Consider the following 1212-nt stretch of genomic DNA (forward strand, 5'->3'; position numbering starts at 1 on the left):
AAGACGCCGAAGAAGTAAAAAAATACATTAATAAGCAATAAATTATAGTTAAAATTTCTTTGTTTCACGTGAAACATTTTTCAAAATATGAAAATTTTACTTGTCCGCTTATCAAGTATGGGCGATTTAATTCACACATTGCCTGCAGTTGAAGATTTGGCGCGACAATGTCCTGAGGTAGAGCTCCATTGGCTGTGTGAGGCAGGGTTTGCAGATATTGCCCGCTTGCATCCTTTTGTTAAAAAGGTTCATGTAATGAAATGGCGGCAATGGCGTAAGCACCTTTTTCAGTCTGAAACGTGGCGTGAAATAGGCCGTCTGAAAACGGATTTACAGGCTGAATCTTTTGATTTTGTTTTAGATAGCCAAGGACTGATTAAAAGTGCATGCTTTGCCAAAATGGCAAAATCCCCTATTTACGGTTTGGATAAATACAGCGCGCGTGAAAGTTTGGCTGTCCTTGCATACAGTAAAACGTTTGCCGTACCGAAAGGCAAAAATGCGGTTTGGCGAAACCGTGAATTATTTGCCCAAGTATTTGGTTATACAATGCCTGAGACGCAGGTATTTGGTTTGTCGGTTCCTGAATCAGGCCGTCTGAAAAATTTGCAATCCCCTTATTACGTTGCTTTGCATGCAACCAGTCGCGACAGTAAATTATGGCCGGTAGAACACTGGCGTGCATTATTGAAAAAGTTGAATGAAGAACAACAATGCAATGTATATCTGCCATGGGGAAATGAAACCGAAAAAATGCGTGCCGAACAGATTGCAAGCAATTTACCGTTTGCTTCGGTTTGCGACAAAATGAATTTATTACAGGCTGCATTTTTATTGAAAAACGCAGAGGGTATTATTGGCGTAGATACCGGATTGCTGCATCTTGCCAATGCGTTAGAAAAGCCTGTTGTAGGAATTTATACAGACACAGATCCGGCCAAGACCGGCGTTCAAGTTTCGGCTTATGCAAAAAATTTAGGCGGTATTGCTCAAATTCCCAATGTTGACGAGGTTTATCAAACCTTGATGGATTGTGTTGCAGCATATAGTAAATAATTGCTGGAGAGTTGGATTTATTTTCTGAGTAAATGCTTTAGAAATGATATAATTCCGCTCTATTTGCCAAGATTTATACAAATTTGGTTTTATCATGTTGGTGAAAACCGAATTGGATTTTATATAAAGAATGTATCAAAAGCAGTATGCTTGATT

At 39.1% G+C, this 1212-nt stretch carries 1 protein-coding gene; it reads left to right on the plus strand.

Annotated features, from left to right (window positions below):
- Window positions 1–87: 87 nt before the first annotated feature.
- Window positions 88–1056 carry a lipopolysaccharide heptosyltransferase I gene (waaC, locus tag ACTHUT_RS20880; RefSeq protein ID WP_250599315.1) on the plus strand — a complete coding sequence of 323 codons (969 nt, stop codon included), beginning with the start codon at window positions 88–90 and terminating at the stop codon, window positions 1054–1056.
- Window positions 1057–1212 lie beyond the last annotated feature (156 nt).

This window comes from Neisseria sp. P0022.S010, assembly GCF_051956635.1.